The sequence below is a fragment of the Nocardia vaccinii NBRC 15922 genome (assembly GCF_001613305.1).
GTDB classification, from domain to species: domain Bacteria; phylum Actinomycetota; class Actinomycetes; order Mycobacteriales; family Mycobacteriaceae; genus Nocardia; species Nocardia vaccinii.
On record NZ_BDCC01000024.1, the window covers coordinates 1 to 20,013 of the forward strand.

The 20,013-nt window shown below is 66.2% G+C and carries 20 protein-coding genes, 1 tRNA gene and 1 pseudogene; 14 read left to right on the forward strand and 8 right to left on the reverse strand.

Going from position 1 to position 20,013, the window contains the following annotated elements:
* Positions 1-547: hypothetical protein (locus NV1_RS44570; RefSeq protein ID WP_218027063.1), on the forward strand; the 547-nt coding region annotated here is incomplete at its 5' end.
* 223 nt (positions 548-770) lie between these two features.
* Here NV1_RS44570 and NV1_RS17800 read toward each other — a convergent pair.
* Both NV1_RS17800 and NV1_RS46820 read right to left on the reverse strand, forming a co-directional pair.
* Complete coding sequence (locus NV1_RS17800) at positions 771-1,010, reverse strand: hypothetical protein (protein WP_157117084.1); 240 nt, start codon at positions 1,008-1,010, stop codon at positions 771-773.
* A gap of 57 nt (positions 1,011-1,067) precedes the next feature.
* Positions 1,068-1,178: pseudogene (locus NV1_RS46820) on the reverse strand (class I SAM-dependent methyltransferase); the annotation flags it as partial.
* A gap of 65 nt (positions 1,179-1,243) precedes the next feature.
* Between NV1_RS46820 and NV1_RS17805 the strand changes: the two are divergent.
* Both NV1_RS17805 and NV1_RS17810 read left to right on the forward strand, forming a co-directional pair.
* Complete coding sequence (locus NV1_RS17805; RefSeq protein WP_067892660.1) at positions 1,244-1,954, forward strand: hypothetical protein; 711 nt, start codon at positions 1,244-1,246, stop codon at positions 1,952-1,954.
* Positions 1,955-2,332: 378 nt separating this feature from the next.
* On the forward strand, positions 2,333-2,629 hold the full coding sequence (locus tag NV1_RS17810) for an MmcQ/YjbR family DNA-binding protein (RefSeq protein ID WP_307629383.1): 297 nt from the start codon (positions 2,333-2,335) through the stop codon (positions 2,627-2,629).
* 442 nt (positions 2,630-3,071) lie between these two features.
* On the opposite strand, the gene NV1_RS17815 is transcribed toward NV1_RS17810, so the two are convergent.
* A complete protein-coding gene (locus NV1_RS17815; RefSeq protein ID WP_067892664.1) occupies positions 3,072-3,500 on the reverse strand; it encodes a hypothetical protein in 429 nt (142 codons plus the stop codon).
* 226 nt (positions 3,501-3,726) lie between these two features.
* On the opposite strand from NV1_RS17815, the gene NV1_RS46390 reads away from it, so the two are divergent.
* Together NV1_RS46390 and NV1_RS17825 are read left to right on the forward strand one after the other, a co-directional pair.
* Entirely contained in the window at positions 3,727-3,855 is a 129-nt protein-coding gene (locus tag NV1_RS46390) for an FAD-dependent monooxygenase (protein WP_281181850.1), read from the forward strand.
* A gap of 394 nt (positions 3,856-4,249) precedes the next feature.
* On the forward strand, positions 4,250-4,810 hold the full coding sequence (locus NV1_RS17825) for a TetR/AcrR family transcriptional regulator (RefSeq protein WP_067892668.1): 561 nt from the start codon (positions 4,250-4,252) through the stop codon (positions 4,808-4,810).
* Between the two features lie 37 nt (positions 4,811-4,847).
* On the opposite strand, the gene NV1_RS17830 is transcribed toward NV1_RS17825, so the two are convergent.
* Positions 4,848-5,969 (reverse strand): alpha/beta hydrolase, encoded by a 1,122-nt coding sequence (locus NV1_RS17830; protein WP_067892670.1) that lies wholly within the window; start codon positions 5,967-5,969, stop codon positions 4,848-4,850.
* A gap of 427 nt (positions 5,970-6,396) precedes the next feature.
* Positions 6,397-6,469 (reverse strand) — tRNA-Ala (locus NV1_RS17835).
* Between the two features lie 317 nt (positions 6,470-6,786).
* Here NV1_RS17835 and NV1_RS17840 point away from each other — a divergent pair.
* From NV1_RS17840 to NV1_RS17865, 5 genes are all read left to right on the forward strand, one after another.
* On the forward strand, positions 6,787-7,230 hold the full coding sequence (locus NV1_RS17840) for a GyrI-like domain-containing protein (RefSeq protein ID WP_067892672.1): 444 nt from the start codon (positions 6,787-6,789) through the stop codon (positions 7,228-7,230).
* Positions 7,227-7,661, forward strand: a complete 435-nt coding sequence (locus tag NV1_RS17845; RefSeq protein WP_067892674.1) for an effector binding domain-containing protein — start codon at positions 7,227-7,229, stop codon at positions 7,659-7,661. The genes NV1_RS17840 and NV1_RS17845 overlap by 4 nt, the downstream gene beginning before the upstream one ends.
* Positions 7,662-8,196: 535 nt before the next feature.
* Positions 8,197-10,011, forward strand: a complete 1,815-nt coding sequence (locus tag NV1_RS17855) for a putative bifunctional diguanylate cyclase/phosphodiesterase (protein ID WP_067892695.1) — start codon at positions 8,197-8,199, stop codon at positions 10,009-10,011.
* 96 nt (positions 10,012-10,107) lie between these two features.
* Complete coding sequence (locus NV1_RS17860; RefSeq protein ID WP_067892679.1) at positions 10,108-11,235, forward strand: glycosyltransferase; 1,128 nt, start codon at positions 10,108-10,110, stop codon at positions 11,233-11,235.
* Between the two features lie 126 nt (positions 11,236-11,361).
* Positions 11,362-12,234, forward strand: coding sequence for an SDR family oxidoreductase (locus tag NV1_RS17865; RefSeq protein WP_245713781.1), 873 nt, complete (start codon positions 11,362-11,364; stop codon positions 12,232-12,234).
* Positions 12,235-12,360: 126 nt separating this feature from the next.
* On the opposite strand, the gene soxR is transcribed toward NV1_RS17865, so the two are convergent.
* Positions 12,361-12,882, reverse strand: a complete 522-nt coding sequence (gene soxR, locus NV1_RS17870; protein WP_067892683.1) for a redox-sensitive transcriptional activator SoxR — start codon at positions 12,880-12,882, stop codon at positions 12,361-12,363.
* A 125-nt stretch (positions 12,883-13,007) separates the two neighbouring features.
* Here soxR and NV1_RS17875 point away from each other — a divergent pair, with 125 nt between their 5' ends.
* From NV1_RS17875 to NV1_RS17885, 3 genes are all read left to right on the forward strand, one after another.
* Positions 13,008-14,237 carry an arginine deiminase gene (locus NV1_RS17875; protein ID WP_067892698.1) on the forward strand — a complete coding sequence of 410 codons (1,230 nt, stop codon included), beginning with the start codon at positions 13,008-13,010 and terminating at the stop codon, positions 14,235-14,237.
* 7 nt (positions 14,238-14,244) lie between these two features.
* Positions 14,245-14,601 (forward strand): GntR family transcriptional regulator, encoded by a 357-nt coding sequence (locus NV1_RS17880; RefSeq protein ID WP_067892684.1) that lies wholly within the window; start codon positions 14,245-14,247, stop codon positions 14,599-14,601.
* A 161-nt stretch (positions 14,602-14,762) separates the two neighbouring features.
* Entirely contained in the window at positions 14,763-15,806 is a 1,044-nt protein-coding gene (locus NV1_RS17885) for a CHASE3 domain-containing protein (protein WP_067892686.1), read from the forward strand.
* Between the two features lie 56 nt (positions 15,807-15,862).
* Here NV1_RS17885 and NV1_RS17890 read toward each other — a convergent pair whose 3' ends face one another.
* Positions 15,863-17,443 carry a dolichyl-phosphate-mannose--protein mannosyltransferase gene (locus tag NV1_RS17890; RefSeq protein ID WP_067892691.1) on the reverse strand — a complete coding sequence of 527 codons (1,581 nt, stop codon included), beginning with the start codon at positions 17,441-17,443 and terminating at the stop codon, positions 15,863-15,865.
* Positions 17,444-17,512: 69 nt separating this feature from the next.
* Between NV1_RS17890 and rsmI the strand changes: the two genes are divergently transcribed.
* The gene (gene rsmI / locus NV1_RS17895) at positions 17,513-18,331 is read left to right on the forward strand and encodes a 16S rRNA (cytidine(1402)-2'-O)-methyltransferase (protein ID WP_067892700.1); all 819 of its coding nucleotides are present in this window, start codon (positions 17,513-17,515) and stop codon (positions 18,329-18,331) included.
* A 21-nt stretch (positions 18,332-18,352) separates the two neighbouring features.
* On the opposite strand, the gene metG is transcribed toward rsmI, so the two are convergent.
* Positions 18,353-19,912, reverse strand: coding sequence for a methionine--tRNA ligase (gene metG, locus NV1_RS17900; protein WP_067892693.1), 1,560 nt, complete (start codon positions 19,910-19,912; stop codon positions 18,353-18,355).
* Between the last annotated feature and the right edge of the window lie 101 nt (positions 19,913-20,013).

The window sequence follows — 20,013 nt, forward strand, 5'->3', positions numbered from 1 at the left end:
ATTAGCCGCCGACCATCCGCTGAACGAGCTCGCGGGCGTACTGGGCGACAGCACTGCGCAGGCCGCGCGCGAGCGCCTGGCTGAACGTCGAAACGACAAGTCGCACTTGCGCACTGTCGACATTCTCGACCTTCCGGGTGCGGTCGAGCAAGCGTTCAAGGACCTGACGACGCTCGTCAAGAACTCACACTTTCTGGCGGACTGGTCGCTTGTGGAAACCATGGGCGTGGAGTGGGATCACTTCCGTTCCTGCGCTACCTTGCGAGTTCGACACTACCGGGGCGACCATGTCGTGGTCCCCACTACGACGATGACCTATCACACAAGCGAGATCGAAACTGGCAGTTTGTATCTCGCCGATCGCGATCATCGGCTGTATCTGCTGCGGCCGTTCCTGATCGGGCAGGTGTGCGAACGCTGCCGGACCCGCTCAACGTTCCACATCGATGTTGTCAAAGGTCGGCGGGTGCTCAAGAGCCTTGAGCACGGCCACTGCGTGGACTGTGACATCACAGCGCCGATCCTGACCCACGCTGGACTCCTATGATCTTTGCGCGGCACTGCGCTGAGGGTTGGTTGGTCGGCACGTGTGAGTGCATTTGGGGCGGCATGACGTTGGGCCACCCGGGCGCGAGGTGCGAGGCGCGAGGTCCGGCTTGACCTCCGGTTGCTCTCAGTTCGGCAGTCGGGGCTGTATCCGGACATCGACAGTTGAGGATGTTTTTGCGGCGCAACGGCTCTCGGCTGCGGACCGCCCCGTAAGCGGCTTTTCAGTGCGTTTCGGTTCCGTGCGGGTCGGCGACCGCTGGTCTGTCATAGACCAGGGAGTATCGCCAGAACAAACGTCGGCGAATGCGCGCCCCGGGCAGACACTCAGCAGCCGCACGGCGGATCTCGGCTAGTGTTTCGCGTGCCGGCGTGACCGGTGCGGTCATCTCGACCGGGAGTTCCTGCGCGGCCCGAGGATGCTTCAAGGTGCCGACGACCAGGTTTGCGGCCACGGTGACCACACCTGTCGCGTGGTCGATCGAACTCGAATCCCGGAAGCAACCGATGACCACGAGCCGACCACCGGGGGACAAACGCCGGTCTAGCTCACGCAAGGTATCGGCCAGCGGAAGATAGTGCAGGCTGGCGACCAGCGTTATCGCATCCCATCGTCCTGGTCGGAACCTCAGCGCGGCCGAAGGACGACCTGTTCCTCACCATCGACCACAACCTCTGTCACGACCCGCGGCACCGGGTGCTCATCGGACCCGGCAGCGGTGACGACTTCCCGACCGGCCCGGAAAGCCCGGAGGACGACCTCGGCGACAGCGACGACGCGCTCCTCGCCGCAGCTCGCGCTCAGATGCTTATCTATTTCGCTCTGCGCTACGCACCCACATCGCAACTGCGCACGGCACTGGTGCCCGCCCAGCGCGGCTTCCGCCGCACCGGCCTGATCACGCCCCTGGAACGCACCGACACCGCAGCGATGCGAGCCGATGTCGGCGAGGTAGCGCTGAGCGCCGACCGGAGTGCCCGGCGCAACCGAATTCGCGACATCGGGCTCGACGACTTCCTCAGCTGCCGGATCGCCGAAACCGGCATCCACCTGGGCATGTCACGGCAGCTGTTCGCAGCCTGCGCCACACTCCACGCTCGCGCGATCGAGTTGCGCGCACCCAGTCTGCTTGCTGAAGAGGCAGCGGAGTTCATTGAAGACGAACGGGAAGAACGCGGCCTCGATGACCGACGGAACTTCTACACGCAACTGGAAGAAGCCCGTCCCCGGCTGCAGCGGCAGCTCCGCGAAGCTTACGAGACGGCAGCAGAAGACGAGTGGAGTGACCTGCTGGACTCCAATCAGAACCTCCAAACCGATGCGCAGAGCAACGAAATCGTCCTAGAAGCAATAACGCCGGGAACGTATCTGGCGGTCAGCCGCGACATGCTGCCGGCGCCTGCCTAGGCTGCACTGATCGATTCGTGCCACGGCAGCAGCCATGATCGGATCCGATACACACACTCAGCCGGTGCCGTGCCGCGACGACCATGTCGACGCCCCCTCGGCACGGCCGCGGTCCACGGATCGGGAACAGCGGACGTGACGGCGATGTCCGTCCCGGCGCCCGGCGTAATCGCGGATCGCGGCCGGGCAGTTTCGGATCGGATAGCACGCTCATCGGCAATATAGGACGTTTCGTTGGATCGTGTTGTGCCGGAGCCCATTTAGGTGGCGAGGAAGTAGTTGGGGTGGCGGTCGAGGTTCTGCGCGGCCTGTGTCCGATCTGGAAAGATTCGGTGCATGAGTGCTGCTGGGGACGATGTCCGCGCTTTTGTTTTGTCGTTGCCCGAGACGTCTGAGCAGTTCACGTGGGGTATGCCAACTTTCCGGGTGGCCGGCAAACTATTTCTCACCCTCCCGGAGGCCGAAACGTCGGCGGCGGTCCGCTGCCCAATCATCGACCGTGACGAACTGGTGGCCGCCGAGCCGGACAAATTCTGGATCGCCGCGCACGAGGCGAACAATGCTTGGGTTCGAGTGCGCCTCGCCGCGATCGACGACCGAGACGAGCTGGAAGCCATCGTTCTCGACTCGTGGCGGCAGGCCGCACCTCGGCATCTACTCGATGGTGTCGAATGACATCGCCGGTGTGCCGAGCACTCGGTCTACGTCCCCCACAGGACCGGCAAACGGGGGTGTCGGCTTGGCTCTGCCCGTCGCCCTGCCGGAGGAGTGGGTTTCGTTTGTCCGGATCAGGCAGCCAATAGTTACACAATGACCTATGGCGTGGATCACAGTTGGCCCGGACGTTCGCTCGGAGCGCCTGCGCCACATCGCGTGAATGCGTCGCTAGCGATCGGCGCGGTATGCGGCATTACCACTCACTTTTGTCGACTAATGTCAGCATGCGGTCGTCCAGTCCAGGTTGGCGTGTGCGTGACGGGCCGTGAAGTTGACCGGCAAAATCGTAGCGCGAGGCTGCTGCACGGATCTGGCACCAGTCGTAGTGGTTGTCGTCGAACCTCAGTGCCGGTATCCCCGAGACCGGATCACTCACCGTCGTTCACCGGCATGAGCCGATTCAGTCGTCCTTGCTCATGGCGTGCATGAAGTAGCTACCGGGGCCATAGCCGCCGTCGTTGTCGTACTCGAAGCCACTGACCGACGCGGTGTTCGTGCTGACTACTGGTTCTCGGAGCAGATTGGTGTCGAAGTCGCGCTCCTTCGCTTCGTCGCGGATTGCTTCTAGTTCACACCAGAGGTCTTCGTAGCCTTCGTCCTCGTCGTGGGCCGTGAACTCGAACGTGACTTTCGTGGAGTGGCTGGCGAAAGCCCCGGTTCGGGGAGGTGTCGGCCGGAAGCCGTCATTCTGGTTCAGGGCGAAGGCGACGAGCTCTCCGGAGGTTCCGAGTTCCGCCACGCGTTTCTGTGCGTCGTCTTCGTTGTCCCACGCGCTGTCGATGGTCCGGCGGCCGACGTGGGCCACGAGGTAGACCTGCTTTTCGCTCACAGCCGCAGATCATTCCGCAATGGGTGCATACTCAGGTCGGATGTCCGAATAGTCCGAATGAGTCGAGGTGACGGATACGCGACCGCTCTAACCCCAAGCGCCCCAACAGATCTCTCTGGACAGGCTTCGCGCTCTGGGTCCGCCTGAACACCCCGACGGTGGCGGCGCTCGCTTCAGCGAGCGCCGTCAGGGCTCGGCAGTCAGCAAGTCGATCGCGCTGCACGAACTGGTCCCGGAGGGCGCCTGGCGCAGGGGCCGCATCGTGATCATCGGCGACGCGGCCCACGCAGTGTCGCCTGCGGCAGGCCGGGGTTCGACCTCGGCGATCGAGGACGCGCTCGTCCTGGCGGCCTGACCCGGGAGGGCGATATCGAATCGGCTCTCGTCGAGTACAAGGCGCTGCAACGCCCCGCTGCTCGGCAGACGTACCGTCCGGAGCCTGGCCGACCACCGACACGCGTCCAGGCCGACGATCTGAAATTGTTTCCTGCCAGTCGGCGCGGCCGGTAGCCGGGTAGACCGACCCGACAGCAGCTCGCCAATCTCGCCCGGAATCCGCACGATAATCGGCTGCTACCGGTCGGTACGCGAGATCGACTGCCGGACAACCCTTACGGCCCTGTGAAACGACCGGATCGCGGCAGAAGAGGATGTTCGTCGGACCGCCTGCCTGACAGTTCGCCCGCCAGCGGCCGTTCTTGGGGGCTGGCCAAGATAGCATCGGGGCAGGAACTAGGTCGGGACTGGAGATGCCTCGCAACAGACGTCCGCAAGATCGGGAAGAGAAACGCGCCGAGATCGTGGTAGCCGCCCGGCGGTTATTCGTCGAGCAGGGATACGACGCGGCGTCGATGACGCGGATCGCCCGCGAGGCCGGGGTGGTGTCGAACACGCTGTATTGGTACTTCCAGGACAAGGACGCGGTCTTGATCGCGGTCCTGGACGCGGTCCTGGCCGACTCGATGGCCTCCTACAGCCAAGTGCTGGACTCAGGGCTGGCCGATCGTGTGTTGTGGCTGGTCGAGGAATTGGAGCAGTTGGGCCGGCTGGTAAGCACCGTGCATACGCGCGCCGAGGAATCCGCGGCCATCCAGGAATGGCACGAACAGTTCCACGCGCTGGCCGAGGGATTGTTCCGGGCCGAGCTGATCGAGCTCGGCGTGCCCGCCGACGAGGTGGATCCGCTGGTCGAGATCGGCGTTTTCGTTGTCGAGGGCATGCTGACGCATCCGGGCGAGCAGGCCCAGCGGCGCGCGGTGATCGAGACGTTGCTCGCCAGCGCCCGCGGTCTTGCCGCCGCGGCGGGCTGAGTGCCCGGTCCGCGCACGTCCACGAGCCGGGAGCGACCTACCGCGTGGTGGCTGCTGTGTAGTCGAATTGTGTTGCCAGGAAATAGAGTTGGTCACGCACGGCGCGTTCGAAGTGCTCGCCCAGGTAGATGCCGAAGTGGTCGCACGGGTAGCTCTGGACGTGCACGTGCGCCAGGCCCCGTGCGTGACGCTCGGTGGTCTGCGCGGGCGCGGCGGCGTCGTTGTCGCAGACACACAGCAGTGTTGGAGTTTTGAAGCGTGCCAGTGCGCGACCGGGCCGATCCAGTGGAAGGCGCAGCACCAGCCGTGCGGCCAGGGCGTTGGCGGCATCGAATTCACCGTCCGGACCGCGCAGGACACCCCACATGCTGTCGCGCCCGACACCGGTCACAGGTTCTTCCCCGCCATCGATCTCGGTCAGCTCGATGTTCTTCGACACCTGAGCCCGCACCGAGGGCAGCTGTTTCAGCAACGCACTGGTGCGCCGCGAGAGCCGGGTCCCCGCGGGCAGAAGTGCCGACGCACCGGCTAGGGCGTCGGGTGAGGCCACGAACGCGGGCATCCAGGACGTGCCCGCCATCGGCAACAGGATCGGTTTGGCGCCGAACAAGGAACCGATCGTGTCGAGGACACCGGCCACTGTCAACGCCACTGCGCTCAAGGGACCGGTCCGGATACGTGCGCGCAACGACGCCGGTCCGTCGGTGAACGGGCACTGGGCCACGACTGCGGCGATACGGGTGTCTTCGGCGGCGACCTGGAGGACATGGCCGCCCCCGAAAGAGCTGCCCCACAACGCGATCCGGTCGACATCGACCTCAGGTAGTGTGCGCGCGTAGGCCAGTGCGGCATGCCAGTCGGCGCGTTGGCGGCCGATATCGAGGAGCTGGCGCGGTGCTCCGCCGCTGGCTCCGAGGTGGCGGTAGTCGAACACCAGCACCGACCACCCCGCCGCAGCGAACCGTTGCGCGTAGGCATCCAGGCGCATCTCTCGAACTGCCCCGAGCCCGTGTCCCATGATCACCATCGGGCGGGGGTCGTGCAGGTCGGGTGCGGTGTACAGCCATGCCGCGCACTCGTCATGGCCCGAGCGGAACGAGACCTCACTCCGCCGCACCGCGACCGCCTCGCGCCGATCGGCCTGCCCACTGATTTCCATGATTCGCGTCCTCCCGCTTGACCGCCGCTCTTCTTGGACGCCATCCAAGAAGTCGGTCGTGGCAACGGTAGAGGCTTCTTGGACGTCAGTCAAGAAAGCGGCGGCCCGCGGATCTGATTGGCGACACCCCGAACCCGAATCGCGCTGTAATCGGCATGAGCGCTCACTCGTTGGGGCTGCAGCCAGCGCGAGGATGAGCATGTACGGCCGGACTGGCCCCCACTACAGTTTGGCCACACCCACGTGCGCCGGTTGCGCCGCCGCCGACATCACCGTACACAGCAAGCAGACGGTCACGCGCCCAGCGGAAGCTTTGTACGGCCTGCCGCTCAGCCCCAGGCTGTGCAAGCTGCAACCGGAAATGGTTCGGATAACTACTCATATGCAACAAAGCCGCAGGCCTTTGACCTGCGGCTTTGCCGTTTTGTGGAGCTAAGGGGAATCGAACCCCTGACCTTCTCGATGCGAACGAGACGCGCTACCAACTGCGCTATAGCCCCGTGGTCCGTTTCCGAACCGACGTTGGAGAACTTTAGCAGGTGGGTGGGGGAGACTCCGAATCGGCTGGTGAGAAGGGGTTCGATGGGGTTGGTAGCGGGATGGGGCGCCCGCGGTTCATATCGTGGAGTGGGCAGGTCGAATGAAATTGCCCACAATTCGCGACTCGCGTGGGGGCGGGGCTGGCAAACGGGGAACCGGGGGCTGCGGTCGTGTCGGATATGTCTCACAGGGCGGGTTGATAGCATGACGGTTCTGGGCGGACGGGTCCGGCCGCGCATGCGCTGCCTGCGCGAATACTTCGAAAGAGTTGTCATCCATGCAGTTTGAGATCGTCGAGCGGGACGAGACATGGGTTGCCGGGCTGCCCGTGCGAAGCCCCAAGCGCGCGCTCGGGGAACTGCGTGACCGGGATCTGGACGCGGCGTGGGGCGCGGTTCTGCACCAGGAGCTCGGCGGACCTCTGGCCTGCGCTTATACGGATTATTCGGCGGATATGAGCACGTTCAACACGCAGATCGTCGGGTATCAGTGCAATTCGTTCGATCAGGTCACCCGGGGGCATATCGTGGCGCGGCTACCGCGGGGCGTGTATGCGCGGTTCTCCTCGGTGGGGAACTTTCCGCAGATCATGACCGATCTGTGGACCCAGATCGCCTATGCCGAGGAGCACAACCAGATCAAGCGCACCCATACCGGGGATCTGGAGTGCTACCCCCATGCCTACAAGATCGATCTGTATCTGGCGGTCCACCCGCGATGAGTTACACGATCGTACTGCGTGACCAGGCGATCTATGGTGGTCTCGTGGTGCCGCGGGTGCGGCCCAGCTTCAAGGTCAGCAACAGTGAGCTGATCGAATTCCTGCGCGACCGGCTGCGCGATCGCGACGACGCCGCCGACCGGCCGCTGTACACCGTGTACGTCCCCGATCCGGCCGGGAACTACAACGTTCTGGTCAGCTACGACTATCCGGCCGTGGACGCGGTTCCGGCCGGCGACGTACTGGTCCGGGTCCCCAAGGGCGTCTACGCGCGATTCGAGCCCAACGGCGACTACCACGATCCGGTCGAGGATGTGTGGGCCCAGGTCGACGATGCGACCGCCTCGGCCGAGATCACCCGGGCCTACCGGGAGGAGATCGAGATCTGGCGCGGGCCGAAGGTCGAGCTCTACATCTCTATCCTGGTGTAACCAGCACAGATAGCCATCAAATAGCCATTTTGGAACCAACCGGTCTTCTCATTCCGTCCGATTACTAAAGTCATCCCCTTGACCAGGGGCAATTCGGGACCTTATGCCCGGGTTTCGGAAGATTTGCCGGATGTCTGGTCAATTCCTGCCCGATGACGGATACTGCCTTAGCGACCAACCCCGGACACCGGCCGCGATCCGGCCGTTACCGGGAGGGTCTCGGGTAGGGCGCATTGCGCAGCAACGGAGTAGGAATTCATGAGAGTCGAAGCGGCCCATCACCCCGTGTTCGCAGGGATTTCCCCGGAGTTCGCCGATACACTAGCGTCACTTCGGTACAGGTTCCTGGGCCATCTGGAGGGGCCTGTCCATGAGATCATGGCGTTGGTGTTCCGTCTGAGGTATGCCGCCCGAACTACGGTCCGCAGCAGGCGGTTCCCGGTGCCGGGTATGAGTTCCCGCAGCTGACGCGATCGGAGATAAGGTGCCTCGGCGGACACTCGACTCACTGGTGACACAGGTCGCCTCGGAGTTGATGGGTGTCGACGCCACCACCCTGGTGGCGGCGACGGAACGTGTGCTAGCAAGCCTGATCGAACACTTCGATGTGGACTTCTGTTATCTGAGACGGACCGACCGGGAGCGTCGCGCCACCGTCCTGGTTGCCGAGTGGCCGCCGCGACAGTGCGTGCCCGACCCGGACCCGCTGGGCATCGTCTACTTCGACGATCCGGACCCGGCGTTCAAAGCTTTCGAACACGCCACCGAGCCGGTCATCGTGCGACCCGGCAAGGCGTTCACCCCCTATCGCGACCTCGCCCGCAGGACGGCGGGCATCACCGATCTGACCTCCGCGGCGGTCCCGCTGCTCTCGCGCGGCGAGCCGATCGGGTTGCTGGGCTTCATCAAACTGGGCGACCGCGAGTGGAGCACTCGCGAACTCAACGTGCTCAAGGCGATCGCCTCCCTGTTCGCCCAGTTGCAGGCGCGGGTGGAGGCCGAGGAGCGGCTGCGCTACATCGCCATGCACGACGATCTGACCGGCCTGGCGAACCGCAGGGCCCTGCTGGAGTACATGGAGGAGCGGCTGCAGCCGGGCAATCCGGGGCCGGTCGCGGCGTTCTTCCTGGATCTGGATCGGCTCAAGGCGCTCAACGACTTCCTCGGGCACACCGCGGGTGACAACTTCATCCGCACGCTGTCCACGAGATTGCGCGAACATCTGGATCCGGCCGATATGATCGCGCGTCTCGGCGGCGACGAATTCGTCATCGTCCCGGCCAAACCCATGGAGGCGGTCGAGGCCGAACTCGAGGGCACTCGATTGCAGCAGCTCATCGCCCGGCGGGTCACCGTCGGCGAGGAGTCGGTCAGCCGGGCCGCGAGCGTCGGAGTGGCGGTGGGGATTCCCGGCGAGGCGACCGTCGCCGATGTGCTACGCCGGGCCGATCACGCGCTGCTGTCGGCCAAATCCGGCGGCGGTAACGGGGTCGCGGTGTTCACCGACGCCATGCGCGCTCAGTTCGAACTCCAGGACGACGTCGAACTCAACCTGCGCAGCGCGGTCTCGGATGGTTCGCTGCTGCTGCACTATCAGCCCGAGGTCGATCTGCGCACCGGCCGGATCGTGGCGCTCGAGGCGCTGGTGCGCTGGCAGCACCCCACTCGCGGGCTGCTGCCGCCGGGTGCGTTCGTCGGGGTCGCCGAGGCGACGAACCTGGCCGGGGAACTCGGGCGCTGGGTGCTGCGCACCGCCTGCGCGCAATTCGCGCAGTGGCGTCAGCAGGGGCTGGCCTCCAACGTCGTCATCCGGATCAACGTCTCGCCGGTGCAGCTGGTGAGCCTGGATTTCGTGGAATCGATCGAGGACACTCTGCGCAGCAACGGCATCGACGGCAGTTCGGTCTGTCTGGAGATCACCGAACACGTCGTGGTGCAGGATCTGGCACGCACTCAGCTGACCCTGCGCGGGCTCAAGCGGATGGGCGTGCAGATCGCGATCGACGATTTCGGCACCGGCTACAGTTCGCTGTCGCATCTCAAGGCCCTGCCGGTGGACGCGGTGAAGATCGATCGCGGATTCGTGCAGCGGCTCGGGGTGAGCACCGACGATCTGGCGATCGTGAAATCCATCGTCGGCCTGGCCGGGTCGTTCGGGCTCGGCGTGGTGGGCGAGGGCGTGGAGACCGCGGTCGCCGCGCGCACACTGGTCGGACTGGGTTGCTACCGCGCCCAGGGCTTTCTCATCGCACGGCCGCTGCCGCCCGAGGCCGTGCAAACGCATCTGTCGGCCGGGCGGATTCCGCTCGATCTGGAACTTCCGCGGGTGTCGCGGACCGCGAAACACTGACGTCGCGAGCTGCCCGCACCAGCCGGTCGGCGATACTTCCATCCCTGTTCACGCGCCGTTGCCCCACAGGGCCGGCTGCCGCTGGACGATCGGCGCGTGCGCATCGTTCAGCTGGCCAACTTCTACGGGCCGCGGTCGGGGGGACTACGTACGGCGCTGCATCATCTCGGCTCGGGATATGCGGCCGCCGGACACGAAGTGGTGTTGATCGTGCCCGGCCCGCGGCGGGACGAGCAGATCCTGCCCGGGGGCGTGCTGCGGATAACCCTGCCCGCCTTGCAGATTCCCTGGACGCGCGGCTACCGGGCGGTCGATCCGCGGAAGGTGGCCGATGCACTGACCGGTATCCGGCCCGATGTGCTGGAGGTTTCGGACCGGCTGACGCTGCGGGGTTTCGGGCGCTGGGCGCGGCGGCGGGACGTGGCCGGGGTGATGATCTCGCACGAGCGACTGGACCGGCTGCTGGGCCAGGCGCTGCCCGGACCGATGGCCCGCCGGGCAGCCGACGTGGCCAATCGGCGAACCGCCGCGGATTACGACATCGTGGTGTGCACAACCGAATTCGCACGGGCGGAGTTCGCGCGGATCGATGCGCCGAACGTCGAATTGGTTCCGCTGGGCGTGGATCTGGAGATGTTCGCCCCGCATCGGCACGACGGGCTGCTGCGGGCGAGTTATGCCGCCGCGGGTAATCCGCTGCTGGTGCATTGCGGCCGGTTGTCGGTGGAGAAGCGAGTGGATCGCAGTATCGAGGCGGTCGGCGCGCTACGTCGCGAGGGTGTGGACGCGCGGTTGATCGTGGCCGGGGACGGGCCGCGCCGCGAAGCGCTCGAGCGCCGGGCCCGCGGGCTGACGCCGCTGCCCGACGGTCGTCCGGCGGTTCACTTCACCGGCTTCATCGCCGAACGCACCCGGTTGGCGACCCTGTTGGCCAGCGCCGACGTCTCGCTGGCTCCCGGACCGCACGAGACGTTCGGCCTGGCCGCGCTCGAGGCGCTGGCGGCCGGGACGCCGGTGGTGGCCAGCCGGTCCTCGGCGCTGGCCGATATCGTGACTGCCGAATGCGGCGCGGTCGCCGCGAACGATCCGGCGGATTTCGCGCGGGCGGTGACGGAGGTGCTCGCGCGACCGTCGGCCGATCGGCGACGGGCCGCGCGCAGCCGCGCCGAGCAGTTCACCTGGCCCGCGGCGGTCTCCCGCATGCTGCACGTACTGGGCGGATAGCAGCCGGATCCGGCCCGCGCACGGATCTACCCCGTATGCTCCTGGAGAGCACGGCAAGAGGTCGGGCGCGCCGAGCACCGATCATCGGATCGGTTCGGCGTCCGCATGGAGCATTCGAGGAACGGTGTGCACGATCGCCTGAAATCCGTGAGCGGTAAGAAGGTCCTGATCACCGGCGCCGCCAGTGGTATCGGTCGGGCGACGGCGCTGGCCGCCGCGCGGGAGGGCGCGGAGCTGGTGCTGACCGATATCGACGCCGACGGGCTGGCCGATACGGTGCGGGCCATCGGCGACGGCGGTGGCAAGGTGCTGGTCGCCGAGGCCCTGGATCTCACCGATTACGACGCGGTCACCGCCTTCGCGACCGAGGTGCACGATCGGCACGGCAGTCTCGACGTGGTGATGAATATCGCCGGGACCTCGGCCTGGGGCACGGTGGAGAATCTCGAGCATCGGCACTGGCGCCGGATGATCGACGTCAATCTGATGGGCCCGATCCACGTCATCGAGAATTTCGTGCCGCCGATGGTACGGGCCGGACGCGGCGGCGCGCTGGTGAACGTGTCCTCGGCCGCCGGTCTCCTGGCCTTCCCGTGGCATGCGGCCTACAGCGCGTCCAAGTTCGGTGTGCGCGGGCTGTCGGAGGTGCTGCGTTTCGATCTGGCGCGGCACGGGATCTCGGTGCGTCTGGTGGTGCCCGGCGCGGTGGACACTCCGCTGGTGCGCACCGTGGAGATCGCCGGGGTGAATCGGGACGATCCCCGAATCCAACGGTATATCAAGCAGTTTCAGCGCCATGCCAAGACGCCCGAGCAGGTGGCCGCGATCATCCTGCGCGGGATCGAGCGCAATCGTTTCCTGGTGCACACCTCGTTCGACGTGCGATTCGGGTACTGGTGGGCGCGAAAGTTCGCCTGGCCGTACGAGATCGTGATGCGCCGGGCCAACGACGGGTTCAACAGCATCTACGAACGCGTCGGCCGCTCGGACGCGCTGTAATTTCGGCCTCCGCTGCGCTCCGGAGTGTTCGCGGCACCTTCGGGTCTCGAACACGTGGGGTTGTCCAAAGTTGTCCAAGGGTGTCGGAACCAGGTGTGTGGGCGTTGGTCTCGGTGTCGAGGTCGCTCAGGCGCCGGCTTGCTCGGCGCAGGCGTCGGTGTGCTCGTTGCAGGAGGGGCCACATTCGTTGTTCAGGTTGACGTCCAGCACCCGCGCCCCCGGCCCCTCGTCGCCGAGCCGGTCGTGGAAGTTGACGATGCGGCAACTGGCCAGGGACAGGCAGCCGCAACCGATGCAACTGCTGACGCTGTCGCGCAGGCGGATCAGCTGTTCGATGCGCTGATCGAGATCCTGTCGCCAGATCGTGGACAGGCGCTCCCAATCCTTGCGATTGGGGGTGCGGCCCTCCGGTAGGGTGTGTAGTGCCTCGCGAATCTCGCTGAGCGGTATGCCGACTCGCTGTGAGATGCGGATGAAGGCGACTCGACGCAACGTCTCCCGTGGATACCGGCGTTGATTACCGCTCGTGCGCCGGCTGCTGATGAGGCCCTCGCGTTCGTAGAAATGCAGCGCAGACACCGCGACTCCACTACGTTCGGACAGTTGCCCGGGGGTGAGCTCCTTCGCCTGCCAAGTGGTGTGCTGCATACCTCAACAATACTCGAGGTATACGGCGTCCGGCCCGGAATCGCCAGGGTGATATCGCGGCGCCGTCACAGCACCCACCCAGCCAATTCCGTGCCAACGACGCTGTGGCCTACTACGGTCGAATCATGGAAACCGATGGTGTGCCGGAGGGGCGACCGTTTTCCGTGACATCCGAGGTCGGGACGCTGCGTTCGGTACTGCTGCATCGGCCCGGCGACGAACTGCGGCGGCTCACCCCGCGCAACAACGACCAGTTGCTGTTCGATGCCATTCCGTGGGTGGAGCGGGCACAGCAGGAGCACGACATCTTCGTCGAGGTGCTGCGCGGGCGTGGGGTCGAGGTGCTGCTGCTGGCGGATCTGCTGACCGACACCCTGGCCGTCAGCGGGGCGGGCCGCAGTATGGGCATCGCCTCCGCGGTGGACGCGCGCCGGATCGGATTCACCCTCGCCGAAGAGCTCAAGGCCCATCTGCGGGGGGTGCCCGCGCCGGAACTGGCCCGAATTCTCATGGCGGGGATGACATTCGACGAACTGCCTTTCGCGCCCGACGCCACCTCGCTGGTGCGGCGCATGCATCACGGCACCGATTTCGTCATCGACCCGCTGCCGAATCTGCTGTTCACCCGGGACTCCTCGTTCTGGGTGGGCCGCAAGGTGGCGATCACCTCGCTCGCGCTGCCCGCCCGCGCCCGGGAGACCACGCTCACCGATCTGATCTATGCTTTCCATCCGCGCTTCCTGGGCGTGCGGCGGGCGTACGAATCGCATACCGCGCCGATGGAGGGCGGTGACGTGCTGCTGCTCGCGCCGGGTGTGGTGGCCATCGGCGTGGGGGAGCGCACCTCGCCGGCGGGTGCGGAGGCGTTGGCGCGCAGCCTGTTCGAGGACAGTCTCGCGCACACCGTGCTGGTGGTGCCGATCGCGCAGAACCGCGCCACCATGCATCTGGACACCGTGTGCACGATGGTCGACTCCGATGCGGTGGTGATGTATCCGGCGGTGCGGGATTCGTTGTGCGCCTTCACTATCGCCGTTCGCGACGACGGTTCGGTGGAGATGCGCGGGCCCGAGCCGTTCCTCCCCGCCGCCGCCGAGGCGATGGGGATCGGCAAACTGCGCGTCATCGATACCGGGCTCGACGGCGTCACCGCCGAGCGCGAACAGTGGGACGATGGCAACAACACCCTGGCCCTCGCGCCCGGCGTGGTCGTGGCCTACGAACGCAACGAGCATACGAATGCCCGACTGGCCGACGCGGGGGTCGAAGTGCTGACGATTCCGGGTTCCGAACTGGGGTCCGGCCGGGGCGGCCCGCGCTGTCTGTCCTGCCCGCTGACCCGGGACGAGATGTAGAGGCGCCATGGATATCCCGGTCGACCACCATTCGGCGGTCCCACCCTACGAACAGCTCCGGCAGGGCATCGTCGCCCGCGTCCGCTCGGGCGAACTGACCGCCGGAACCAAGATTCCGACCGTCCGGGCCCTGGCCGTCCAACTGGGCTTGGCCCCCAACACCGTCGCCCGCGCCTACCGCGAACTCGAACAGGACGGCGTCCTGGAAACCCGAGGCCGCCTCGGCTCCTTCATCGCCTCCTCCGGCGACCCCACCCAGGATGCCGCGGGCCGCGCCGCCACCGACTACGTCGCCGTCATCCGGCGGCTGGGCCTGGACGACGATGCCGCGCTGCGCTACGTCCGGGCGGCTCTGGCGGAATGATCCGGCCCGGCCGGGGCGGCCTATTGCTCGGTGATCCGGCTCGTCGGAGAATCGAGGGCAAGATCATCGACCTCGGTGCGTTCCGGGTGTCGTGTTGCTTCTGCTGCGATCGGCGGTGATCGGTCTTGCTGGCTCGGACATCGATACGGCGGGTCTTCTCGGTGATCATCGTGACGATCGTGCTGCTGTTCGGGGTATCCGCCGCGTCGGCCGTGGTGAGCAGCGTGGTCGCCGGACGGGCGGTGAATGATCTGAACGACCAGGTTTTCGTGGCGCAGCGGTCCGCCTCGGCGTTGTTGCGAGCCTATGTGGATCAGGAGACCGGGCAGCGCGGCTTCCTGCTGACCGGTGACCCGGTGTTTCTCCAGCCTTATAACCAGGGTCGCGCCGACGCCGCAAAGGCGCAGACCCGGCTGCGGCAGGTTCTCGACGGAGACTCCCAGGTCACGGCAGCGCTCGATGATGTATTGGCCGCCGCGAACGCCTGGGAGACGATGGCCGCCGAACCGGAGATTGCCGCTCGAACGGCCGGACCCCTGCCGGACGACCAGGTCGGCTCCTCGGCGCTGCTCGGCAAGAGCCTGTTCGACACTGTTCGCGCCAAGGCCACCCAGCTTCAGTCGGCGACGGACGATATGGCCGCGCGCCAACTGAAACGGGTGTCCTCCGCGCAGCGGATCGCCAGGGACGCGACTTATATCTCCATCGTGCTGCTACTGGTGATCGTGGTGACGGCCTTCACGCTGCTGCCGCGACTGGTGAACAGGCCTGTCACCCGTCTGATCGGACAACTACAGGCGGTCTCGGAAGGAAACTATGCCGTCGAGATCCAGCGGGACGGGCCTGCCGAGATCGCCGCGATCGCCGATGCAGTGAATCAGATGCGCGCCGGCATCCTCGCGAGCATCGATCACCGGGTGGCCGTGGAGAACGAGCTCATCCGGTACGACGAGCAAGCCCGCATGGCCGCCGACCTGCACGACCGCACGATCAATCGGGTCTTCGGGCTCGGGCTCCTGCTCGCCTCGGTGGCGAGCCGGCATCCCGGTATGCGATCGCAACTGGAGCCCCTGATCGCCGAGACCGACGAAATCAACAGCGAATTGCGTATGGTCATCTTCGATTTGAAACGAACCGGCGCTCCCCGCGCGGATGCCTCACCCTCGGCGGACCAGCAGTCGAGCCTGGACTACGACTCGCAGTGACCGATCCCGCGTCACCGGGAGAACCGGTCCGGAACGTCGGTTCGCGCCCGAGGGAACTAACGCCAGCTGGGCAGCAGCAGATGATCGTGCCAGCTGTCCACGGTGATGGGGAAGGCGGTCATGATGGGCCAGAGCCAGGCGAAATTCGCTATGACGATGGCTACGTAGAGGCTGACCAGGAGCAGGCCCAGGCCCTGGCGTTCGCTGGTGAGCAGGAAGCGGTGGCCGTTGGGCGCGCGGGCGAAGGGGGCCGGGCCGAGGATCTCGCCGAGGGCGATGGCCAGGCCCATCACCAGGAACGGGGCCATCGGGACGGCGTAGAAGAAGTACATCTGGCGGTCCAGGTCCATGAACCAGGGCAGCAGGCCGGCCAGGTAGCCGACCAGCATCGCGGCATAACGCCAGTCGAAACGGGTCACCGTGCGCCAGATGGCCCAGGCCAGCATCGGCAGCGACAACCACCACATGGCGGGTGTGCCGATCAGCATGACCGCCTTCACGCACACCGACTGACCGCACCCGGTGACGCCGTTGTCGGCGTAGTAGTACAGCATCGGCCGCAAGCCCATCGGCCACGACCACGGCTTGGACTCCCACGGATGATGGTTTCCGGCCGAATTGGTCAGTCCCTCATGGAATTTCAGCGATTCGCCCTGGTTGTGCCAGAGCGAGCGCAGCGCATCGGGTATCCAGGACCAGGTTCCGCCTGTGCCGATCGCGTTGCCGACCGCATAGCGGTCGTAACCGTCCTCGCTGGCGAACCACATGCCCCAGGTACCCAGATAGACCAGCAGCGCGATCGCGACCAGGGCGTACAGCGCCGGGATCACATCGCGCACGATCGTGCCGATCCACGGCCGCACCACCCCGTAGGCGCGTCGCGCGGCCACGTCGAAGAACACCGACAGCAGCCCGAACGCGACGATGTAGTACAGCCCCGACCACTTCACGCCGGTCGCCATGCCCAACAGCAGACCCGCGCCGAACCGCCACCACCGCACACCCAGCCGAGGACCCCACTGGCTCAGGGCGATTCGGCCCTCGGCATCGGCGCGCGCCAGACGCATCCGCACTACGTCGCGGTCGACGATCAGACAGCCGAACGCCGCCAGTACGAATCCGGCCTGGAAGATGTCCAGCATGCCGATCCGTGAGGACACGAATGTCACGCCGTCGCAGATCAGCAGGATTCCGGCGATCGCGCCGAGCAGCGTGGATCGCGTCATCCGGCGGGTGATCCGGATGACCAGCAGCACGATCACCGAACCGAACACCGCCGCGGCGAATCGCCAGCCGATCGGCGAATAACCGAACAGCGCCTCCCCCAGCCCGATCATCTGCTTGCCGACCGGCGGATGCACCACCAGCCCGAAACCGGGATTGTCCTCGATGCCGCCGCCGGTGACCATCTGCCAGGCCTGCGGTGCGTAATGCTTCTCGTCGAAGACGGGGGTGCCCGCATCGGTCGGATAGTTCAGCATCGTGAACCGGGTGATCGCCGCGATCGCGGTCAGGAATGCGGTGACGACCCAGCCGCGAGCGCGATCGATGGGGCCGAAATCGGCGGATGGACGCCGCGGCGCCGGACTCGAGGGGCCCGCACCGAGCGGCGGTAGCACGTCCGTCAGCTGGGTCACGCAGACGAGTCTAAGTGGGGTGGGGCTTAGGGTTGCGATGTGGATACCAGTGTGGGCACCGGCCGGTTGATGCTGGCGGCGACGCCGATGGGGGAGATCGGTGACGCCTCACAACGGCTACGGGACGCCCTCGGATCGGCCGATGTCGTCGCCGCCGAGGACACCCGCCGCACCCGCGCTCTGGCCAAGGCGCTCGGCGTGGAGATCACCGGACGGGTGGTGAGTTTCTACGATCACGTCGAGGCCGCGCGCATCCCGGCACTGCTGGATGAGATCACAAGCGGGCGAACGGTTCTGCTGGTCACCGATGCGGGTATGCCCTCGGTGAGCGATCCCGGCTACCGGATGGTCGCGGCCTGCGTCGAGCGGGATCTGCCGGTGACCTGTCTGCCCGGCCCGTCCGCGGTGACGACCGCGCTGGCCCTGTCCGGCCTGCCGATGGAACGTTTCTGCTTCGACGGCTTCGCCCCTCGCAAGAGCGGGCAGCGCAAACAGTGGCTGAGCACCCTCGCCGCCGAGCCGCGCGCCGTCGTCTTCTTCGAGGCCCCGCACCGCCTCGCCGCCTGCCTGGCCGATGCCGTCGAGGTGCTCGGCCCGTCCCGCCGCGCCGCGGTCTGCCGCGAACTGACCAAAACCTACGAGGAGGTCGTCCGCGGCACCCTCGCCGAACTCGCGGACTGGGCCGACGAGGGGGCGCGCGGCGAGATCACGGTCGTCCTGGAGGGCGCGCAACCGGCGTCGGCTGAACCCGCCGATCTGGTGGACCGAGTGGAATCCCTTGTCGCCAAAGGACTTCGGCTCAAGGACGCCTGCGCGGAGGTGGCTTCGGGGACCGGAGCCTCTCGGCGCGAGCTGTACGACGCGGTCCTCGCCGCACGGTCCGGCTGATACTGGATGAAGGCGCGAAACTCAGTCCTTGGGCTCCACGTATTTCGGGAAGACCGGCTCCGGGGCGGGCAGGGGCAGGCCCGGCTCGATCGGGGTGGCGAGGTCGGCGAAGGTGCGGCCGGTCTGGCCGAGTAGGTCGAGGATCCTGCCCGCCGAACCCGGGATGACGGGCTGGACCAGGATCGATACGATGCGCAGCACTTCGAGGGTGACGTACAGCACCGTCGCCTCGCGCGCCAGATCCTCGGGGGTGCCCGATTTGGCCAGGGCCCAGGGCTGCTGGGCGGAGAAGTAGCGGTTCGTCTCGCCCAGGGTCAGCCAGATCGCCTCGAGCGCGAGATGTATCTGCTGCTGGTCGAATTCGGCGCGGCAGTGTTCGAGTAGACCGTTCGCGCGGTCGAGCAGTTCGCGATCGTCGGCGGTGAATTCGCCGGGGGTGGGAACGGCCGAATTGCAGTCGCGGGCAACCATTTTCAGGCTGCGCTGAGCGAGATTGCCGTATTCGTTGGCCAGGTCGGAGTTGATCCGCCCGACGATCGCCTCGTGGCTGTAGGAGCCGTCCTGCCCGTAGGAGATCTCGCGCAGCAGGAAGAAGCGCACCGCGTCCAGACCGTAGCCCTCGACCAGGGCCAGCGGGTCGACCACGTTGCCGAGCGACTTGGACATCTTCTCGCCCTTGTTGTACAGGAAACCGTGCACGAACACGCGTTTGGGCAATTCGATCCCGGCGGACAGCAGGAACGCGGGCCAGTACACCGTGTGGAAACGGGTGATGTCCTTACCGATGATGTGCACGTCCGCCGGCCAGAACCGTTGGAACGCGGCGGAATCGGTGTTCGGGAACCCGGCGCCGGTGAGGTAGTTGGTGAGCGCGTCGACCCACACGTACATGACGTGTTCCGGATCGCCCGGAACCGGAACACCCCAGTCGAAGGTGGTGCGCGAGATGGACAGATCCTTCAGCCCGGCCTTGACGTAGCTGACGATCTCATTGCGCCGCGTCGCGGGGGCGATGAACTCCGGTCGCGTCTCGTACAGGTCGAGCAGCTGGTCCTGATACTTGGACAGCCGGAAGAAGTAGTTCGACTCCTCGGTCCACTCCACCGGCGTGCGGGTGTCGTTCGACACTCGCGTGCCGTCGTCGAGGATCGTGGTCTCCTCGTCGGTGTAGAACGCCTCGTCGCGTACCGAGTACCAGCCCGCGTACGTGTCCAGGTAGATATCGCCCCGCGCCTGCATCCGCTCCCAGATCGCGATGGACGCGGCCTGGTGATCCTCGTCGGTGGTGCGGATGAACCGGTCGAAGGAGATGTCCAGCGTCTTGTCCATGCGCTCGAACACGTCCGAGTTGCGCGAGGCGTACTCCTGCACCGGAACGCCCGCCGCGCGAGCGGCCTGCTGCACCTTCTGGCCGTGCTCATCGGTGCCGGTCATGAAGAACACCTCGTACCCGTCGAGGCGTTTGAACCGGGCCAGCGCGTCGGTCGAGATGTACTCGTAGGCGTGCCCGATGTGCGGCGCACCGTTCGGGTAGGCGATGGCCGTGGTGATGTAGAAGGCGGGGCGTGAGGATGCGCTCATGGTGGCTCTACTCTAATGCGCGTGCCTTCGACCCCTCGCGTGAATATCCCCCGCACGCATGCTGTATCTCTCTGCGGCATGAGCGGGGGCCTACGTGGTGA

What these genes read in the sequence shown, in the direction of transcription:
- NV1_RS17825 (WP_067892668.1), top strand. Translation starts at nt 4,250, where the DNA reads ATGCCTCGCAACAGACGTCCGCAAGATCGGGAAGAGAAACGCGCCGAG.
- NV1_RS17855 (WP_067892695.1), top strand. Translation starts at nt 8,197, where the DNA reads ATGGGTGTCGACGCCACCACCCTGGTGGCGGCGACGGAACGTGTGCTA.
- NV1_RS17875 (WP_067892698.1), top strand. Translation starts at nt 13,008, where the DNA reads ATGGAAACCGATGGTGTGCCGGAGGGGCGACCGTTTTCCGTGACATCC.
- metG (WP_067892693.1), bottom strand. Translation starts at nt 19,912, where the DNA reads ATGAGCGCATCCTCACGCCCCGCCTTCTACATCACCACGGCCATCGCC.
- NV1_RS17840 (WP_067892672.1), top strand. Translation starts at nt 6,787, where the DNA reads ATGCAGTTTGAGATCGTCGAGCGGGACGAGACATGGGTTGCCGGGCTG.
- NV1_RS17830 (WP_067892670.1), bottom strand. Translation starts at nt 5,969, where the DNA reads ATGGAAATCAGTGGGCAGGCCGATCGGCGCGAGGCGGTCGCGGTGCGG.
- NV1_RS17880 (WP_067892684.1), top strand. Translation starts at nt 14,245, where the DNA reads ATGGATATCCCGGTCGACCACCATTCGGCGGTCCCACCCTACGAACAG.
- NV1_RS17845 (WP_067892674.1), top strand. Translation starts at nt 7,227, where the DNA reads ATGAGTTACACGATCGTACTGCGTGACCAGGCGATCTATGGTGGTCTC.
- rsmI (WP_067892700.1), top strand. Translation starts at nt 17,513, where the DNA reads ATGCTGGCGGCGACGCCGATGGGGGAGATCGGTGACGCCTCACAACGG.
- soxR (WP_067892683.1), bottom strand. Translation starts at nt 12,882, where the DNA reads ATGCAGCACACCACTTGGCAGGCGAAGGAGCTCACCCCCGGGCAACTG.